At 69.1% G+C, this 5,401-nt stretch carries 5 protein-coding genes and 1 pseudogene; 3 read left to right on the top strand and 3 right to left on the bottom strand.

What is annotated here, in order from left to right; translation table 11 throughout:
• A pseudogene (locus tag AC1D15_RS16630) lies at positions 1–217 on the bottom strand (NADH-quinone oxidoreductase subunit F); the annotation flags it as partial.
• A 136-nt stretch (positions 218–353) separates the two neighbouring features.
• On the opposite strand from AC1D15_RS16630, the gene mobA reads away from it, so the two are divergent.
• Positions 354–944, top strand: a complete 591-nt coding sequence (gene mobA, locus AC1D15_RS16625; protein ID WP_477826839.1) for a molybdenum cofactor guanylyltransferase MobA — start codon at positions 354–356, stop codon at positions 942–944.
• On the opposite strand, the gene AC1D15_RS16620 is transcribed toward mobA, so the two are convergent.
• Complete coding sequence (locus AC1D15_RS16620; RefSeq protein WP_047506526.1) at positions 941–1,312, bottom strand: DUF779 domain-containing protein; 372 nt, start codon at positions 1,310–1,312, stop codon at positions 941–943. The genes mobA and AC1D15_RS16620 overlap by 4 nt on opposite strands.
• Position 1,313: 1 nt before the next feature.
• Complete coding sequence (adh, locus tag AC1D15_RS16615; protein WP_477826838.1) at positions 1,314–2,834, bottom strand: aldehyde dehydrogenase; 1,521 nt, start codon at positions 2,832–2,834, stop codon at positions 1,314–1,316.
• A 238-nt stretch (positions 2,835–3,072) separates the two neighbouring features.
• On the opposite strand from adh, the gene AC1D15_RS16610 reads away from it, so the two are divergent.
• Positions 3,073–4,947, top strand: a complete 1,875-nt coding sequence (locus tag AC1D15_RS16610) for a sigma-54-dependent Fis family transcriptional regulator (protein ID WP_477826837.1) — start codon at positions 3,073–3,075, stop codon at positions 4,945–4,947.
• A gap of 36 nt (positions 4,948–4,983) precedes the next feature.
• The coding region (locus AC1D15_RS16605; protein ID WP_477826836.1) for an ArnT family glycosyltransferase at positions 4,984–5,401 on the top strand (418 nt) is incomplete at its 3' end.

The following is a 5,401-nucleotide window of genomic DNA, read 5'->3' as shown; positions in this document are numbered from 1 at the left end:
ACGCATCGTTGAGCAGGTGCAGGTATTCGATCAGCAGGTCGCGCCGATGCGGCCCGGGGCCGATGAGCGCCTGCACCTCCTCGAGCGACACGTGGTCCGGCTGGCGCCCCTTCAGCTTGTTCTTGCGGCGAAGGCGGCCGCGCATCTCATCGACGGAAGCGAGCGGCACCATGCCGGGGTCGCTGGAACGCGTGGCTGTGGTCGTCATGTCGGTCATCGAAGCAGACTTCGCTCCCAAAAAGAAGTGCGTCTTTGACGCACCGCAACAATGATCTCTACCTGGCTCGGGGCATCCTAGTCGATATCGTTGCCCGAGGATATCGCTCGACCAACGCGTCAGAATCGAGGCCGACATGATCCAACGTGACCAGATCACCGCCCTGATCCTGGCAGGCGGCCGGGGCAGCCGCATGGGCGGCGTCGACAAGGGCCTGCAGACGCTCGATGGCGAGCCGCTGGTGCAGCACGCCCTGCGGCGCATCGCGCCTCAGGTGGGTTCGGTGATGATCAGCGCCAACCGGCATCCGGAGGTCTATCGCGCCTACGGTGTACCCGTGCTGGCGGACGCCGACACCGACTACCCGGGTCCGCTGGCGGGCTTCCTGGCCGGACTGACGCACTGCCGCACCGACTGGATGGCAACGGTGCCCTGCGACACACCGCGCTTTCCCGAGGATCTCGTCGCGACCCTGGCTGCGGCGGCCGGCGACGCACGCGCGGTGGTGGCTGTCACCGAAGAGGCCGGTGAACGGCAGCGGCAGTCGGTGTTCTGCCTGCTCAGGGCGGATCTGCGCGTCGACCTGGCCGCCTACCTCGCCGAGGGGGGCCGCAAGATCGAGCGCTGGCTGGAGCGCCAGGGCTGCGTCGATGTGCTGTTCGCCGATGCCGACGCCTTCTTCAATGCCAACACGCTCGACGAACTGCGCCGGCTCGGCGACGCCTAGGGTTTCAACACCCCCCACTCCTCATCGGTGAACAGCCGCGAGCGGGTCAGGAACCGCAGCCCCTCCGGCCCCTCCACCGAGAACATCCCGCCCCGCCCCGGCACCACGTCGATGATCAGCTGCGTGTGCTGCCAGTACTCGAACTGCGGGCCGCTGATGTAGAACGGCATGCCGCCGATGTGCCCCAGCAGGCGGTCGTAGTCGCCGACGATGAACTCCCCTTGCGGGTAGCACATCGGCGCGCTGCCATCGCAGCAGCCGCCCGACTGGTGGAACATCAGCGGCCCGTGCTTCACCTGCAGCCGCTCGATCAGCGCGAGCGCCGCGTCAGTGGCCGTCACGCGCAAGACCGCAGCGCTCGCATCCATCTCAGAAGAACCCCAGCTTGTGCTCGCTGTAGTTCACCAGCAGGTTCTTGGTCTGCTGGTAGTGGTCGAGCATCATCTTGTGGTTCTCGCGGCCGATGCCCGATTGCTTGTAGCCGCCGAAAGCCGCATGCGCCGGGTAGTGGTGGTAGCAGTTGGTCCACACGCGCCCGGCCTGGATGCCGCGCCCCATGCGGAAGGCGGTGTTCATGTCGCGGCTCCACACGCCGGCGCCCAGCCCGTACAGCGTGTCGTTGGCGATGGACAGCGCCTCCTCCTCGTCCTTGAAGCGCGTGACCGACACCACCGGCCCGAAGATCTCTTCCTGGAAGATGCGCATCTTGTTGTGGCCCTCGAAGATCGTCGGCTTCACGTAGTAGCCGCCTTCGAGCTGGCCGGGCAGCATGTTGCGCTCGCCGCCGATCAGCACCTTGGCGCCCTCCTGCCTGCCGATGTCGAGGTACGAGAGGATCTTCTCCAGCTGCTCGCTCGAGGCCTGCGCGCCGATCATCGTCGACGGGTCGAGCGGGCTGCCCTGCTTGATGGCGGCCACGCGCTTGACCGCGCGCTCCATGAAGCGGTCGTAGATCGATTCCTGCACCAGCGCGCGCGACGGGCAGGTGCAGACCTCGCCCTGGTTCAGCGCGAACATCGCGAAGCCTTCGAGCGCCTTGTCGAAGAACGCGTCGTCCTTCTCCATCACGTCGGCGAAGAACACGTTCGGCGACTTGCCGCCCAGCTCCAGCGTCACCGGGATCAGGTTCTGGCTCGCGTACTGCGAGATCAGCCGGCCGGTCGTGGTCTCGCCGGTGAAGGCGATCTTGCCGATGCGGTTGCTCGACGCGAGCGGCTTGCCCGCCTCCAGCCCGAAGCCGTTGACGACGTTGAGCACGCCCGGCGGCAGCAGGTCGGCCACCGTCTCGAGCAGCACGAGGATCGACACCGGCGTCTGCTCGGCCGGCTTCAGCACCACGCAGTTGCCGGCGGCCAGTGCCGGCGCCAGCTTCCACAGCGCCATCAGGATCGGGAAATTCCACGGAATGATCTGGCCGACCACGCCGATCGGCTCGTGGAAGTGATAGGCCACCGTGTCGTTGTCGATCTGGCTGATGCCGCCCTCCTGCGCGCGGATCGCCGACGCGAAGTAGCGGAAGTGGTCGATCGCCAGCGGCAGGTCGGCCGCCGTGGTCTCGCGGATCGGCTTGCCGTTGTCCCAGGTCTCGGCCGCGGCCAGCATCGCCAGGTTGGCCTCCATGCGATCGGCGATCTTGTTCAGCAGGTTGGCGCGTTCCGTCGTCGAGGTCTTGCCCCAGGCGGTCTTCGCCTTGTGCGCGGCGTCGAGCGCGCGGTCGATGTCTTCGGCCGTCGAGCGCGGGATCTCGCAGAACGGGCGGCCGGTCACCGGCGTGATGTTCTCGAAGTACTGGCGGCCGGACGGCGCCGTCCATTCCCCGCCGATGTAGTTGCCGTAGCGCTTCTTGAAGTCCACCGGGGTGCCGAACTTGCCGGGGTCGAGCTTGTCCATCTTTGCGTCTCCGATCTGGATGTGGTGGGCGCCGCCCACTGCAGCGCCGCGGTACCTGGTTTGCAACGCGCGTACCCGATCGGCTCGGTGCTTACCCGAAGCCGGCCCGTCACAGGTCTCGCCACGGGACGACAACCGGACGCGCAGGTCGGGTTTCGCGATCCGCGACACATCCGTGCGAGGATGTCGCGCGACATGTCGCGTGCTGCGACACGTCGCCCAMGAGATCGGAGACAGCATGAAAGAGGCGCACGCGCTTTCGCTGCGGGTCGAGCACGCCCGCGACCTGTTCTTCCTGCAAGGGCAAGCCCTGTCCGGCGACGAAGGGCTGGCGCCGCACATCTCGCGTTCGTGGCGGCGCTGCCAGGGCATCGATCAGGCCCTGGTCGACCCCGAGCCGCTGCTGCGGCAGCGGCTGCGCGAGCGCCGCGAGCAGGCCATGCAGATGCTCGCGTGCGCGCAACCCGAGCTCGACAGCCTGACCGAGCACGCGCTGAGCGCCGGCTGCGTCGTGATCCTCACCGACCCGTCGGGCCTCATCCTCGAGGAGATCGGCAGCCCCGAGTTCCTGCCGAAGGCGCAGCGCATCGCGCTCGCGCCGGGCGTCGAATGGTCCGAGACACGCCGCGGCACCAATGCCATCGGCACCGCGCTGCTGGAGCGCCAGTCGCTGATGGTGCTGGGCGGCGAACACTTCCTGCCGCAGAACGGGGCAATCGGCTGTGCCGCATCGCCGATCTTCAGCGGGCGCGGCGAGATCGCCGGCGTGATCGACATCTCCGGCGAAGCCGCGCAGGTCAACGACCACACGCTCGGCCTGGTGCGCATGGCGGCGCAGCAGGTCGAACACCGGCTGATGCTTGCGCAGGCCAGCGGGCACCTGCTGCGCTTCCATGCCAAGCCCGGTTTGCTGGGCACCGCGCGCGAGGGATTGATCGTCATCGACGAGGGCCGGATCGTCGCCGCCAACCGGGTCGCCCTCGGGCTGCTCGGCACGGCGTGGCCGGGCTTGCTCGAGCGGCCTGCCGAAGAACTGATCGGCGCGCGCTGGTCGCAGCCCCACCACGGCAGCGGGTTGCTGACGCTGCCCGATGGCCGGCAGATCGCGGCCATGCTGGAGCGCGCTGCACGGCCGGCGACCTCGCGCAGCACGGCGCGCCCCCTCGCCAAGGCCCTCGACGACGATGCGTTGCCCGCCGCGGACGACCTGGCGCCGCTGCTGCACAGCGCCTGCAAGGTGCTCGACGCCGGCCTGCCGGTGCTGGTCACCGGCGAGACCGGCAGTGGCAAGGAGGTGTTCGCCCGCCGGCTGCACCAGGCATCGCGCCGCAGCAAGGGGCCGTTCGTCGCCGTCAACTGCGCGGCGCTGCCGGAAGCGCTGATCGAGGCCGAGCTGTTCGGCTACGAGGCGGGCGCCTTCACCGGGGCCCGCCGGCACGGCATGCCGGGGCGCATCCGCGAAGCCGCCGGCGGCGTGCTGTTCCTCGACGAGATCGGCGACATGCCGCTGCTGCTGCAGACGCGGCTGCTGCGCGTGCTCGAGGAGCGCCGGGTCGTGCCGCTGGGGGGCGGCCCGGGCATCCCGGTCGACTTCGACCTGGTCTGCGCCACCCACCAGGACGTGTCGGCGATGAGCGCCGGCCAGGCCTTCCGGGCCGACCTGCTCTACCGGATCGACGGTTACCGCGTCGCGATCCCGGCACTGCGTGATCGGCACGACCGGCGAGCGCTCATCGAGCAGTTGTTCGGCCCACTGGCGAAGGCGAAGCGGCTGACACTGGACGACGCTGCCATCGATCGGCTCGACGCGCATGCCTGGCCGGGCAACGTGAGAGAGCTGGCCCATGTGCTGCGCACGCTCGTCGCGCTGGCCGACGATGGCGCGTGCCTCGGCGTCGACCAGTTGCCGCAGCGCGTGCTGGCCGGATCGGCACCGGCTCGGCGGCACCTCGCCGTCGAGACCGAGCCGGCCCTGTCGAGCGTCGTCGAGAACACCATCGACCGCGCGCTGGCGGAATGCGATGGCAGCGTCGCCGAGGCGGCAAGACGCCTTGGCGTCCATCGCAGCACCCTCTACCGCCACCAGGCTAAGGCTCGCCTAAGCAACCGCTAAGACCCGGCTAAGGCGCATCGAACCCAATCGGGTTCGATGAACGCCTCGATCCATCCCCACCGGCCGGTCGCCTCGGCAGGCACCTCGCTCGCACCCGCCGCCGGGTACGGCCGCAGCACCGTCGAGCGGGCCACCGCGGCCCTGGTGCTGCTGATCGGCGCGCTGGTGCTGCTGCGCCTGTCAGGCATGGCCTGGCTGCCGCTGATGGACACCACCGAGGCGCGCTATGCCGAGGTCGGCCGCAAGATGCTCGAGCTCGGCGACTGGATCACGCCATGGCATGACTACGGCGTGCCGTTCTGGGCCAAGCCGCCGCTGTCGTTCTGGCTCACGGCCCTCAGCATGAAGTGCTTCGGCGTCAACGAGTTCGCGGCACGCCTGCCCCACTTCCTGTGCATGGCGCTGGTGGCCGCCGTCTGCTGGCGCCTGGCCGCTGCGCGCCGCGACACGCCGC

This window comes from Rhizobacter sp. P2_H2, from assembly GCF_056403375.1.
Note: the sequence above shows the minus strand (reverse complement) of the source record. Positions and strands in the feature narration are given on the sequence as shown.

Excerpts from the sequence above, each read along its gene's own strand:
- mobA (WP_477826839.1), top strand. The coding sequence starts at position 354 with ATGATCCAACGTGACCAGATCACCGCCCTGATCCTGGCAGGCGGCCGG.
- AC1D15_RS16620 (WP_047506526.1), bottom strand. The coding sequence starts at position 1,312 with ATGGATGCGAGCGCTGCGGTCTTGCGCGTGACGGCCACTGACGCGGCG.
- adh (WP_477826838.1), bottom strand. The coding sequence starts at position 2,834 with ATGGACAAGCTCGACCCCGGCAAGTTCGGCACCCCGGTGGACTTCAAG.
- AC1D15_RS16610 (WP_477826837.1), top strand. The coding sequence starts at position 3,073 with ATGAAAGAGGCGCACGCGCTTTCGCTGCGGGTCGAGCACGCCCGCGAC.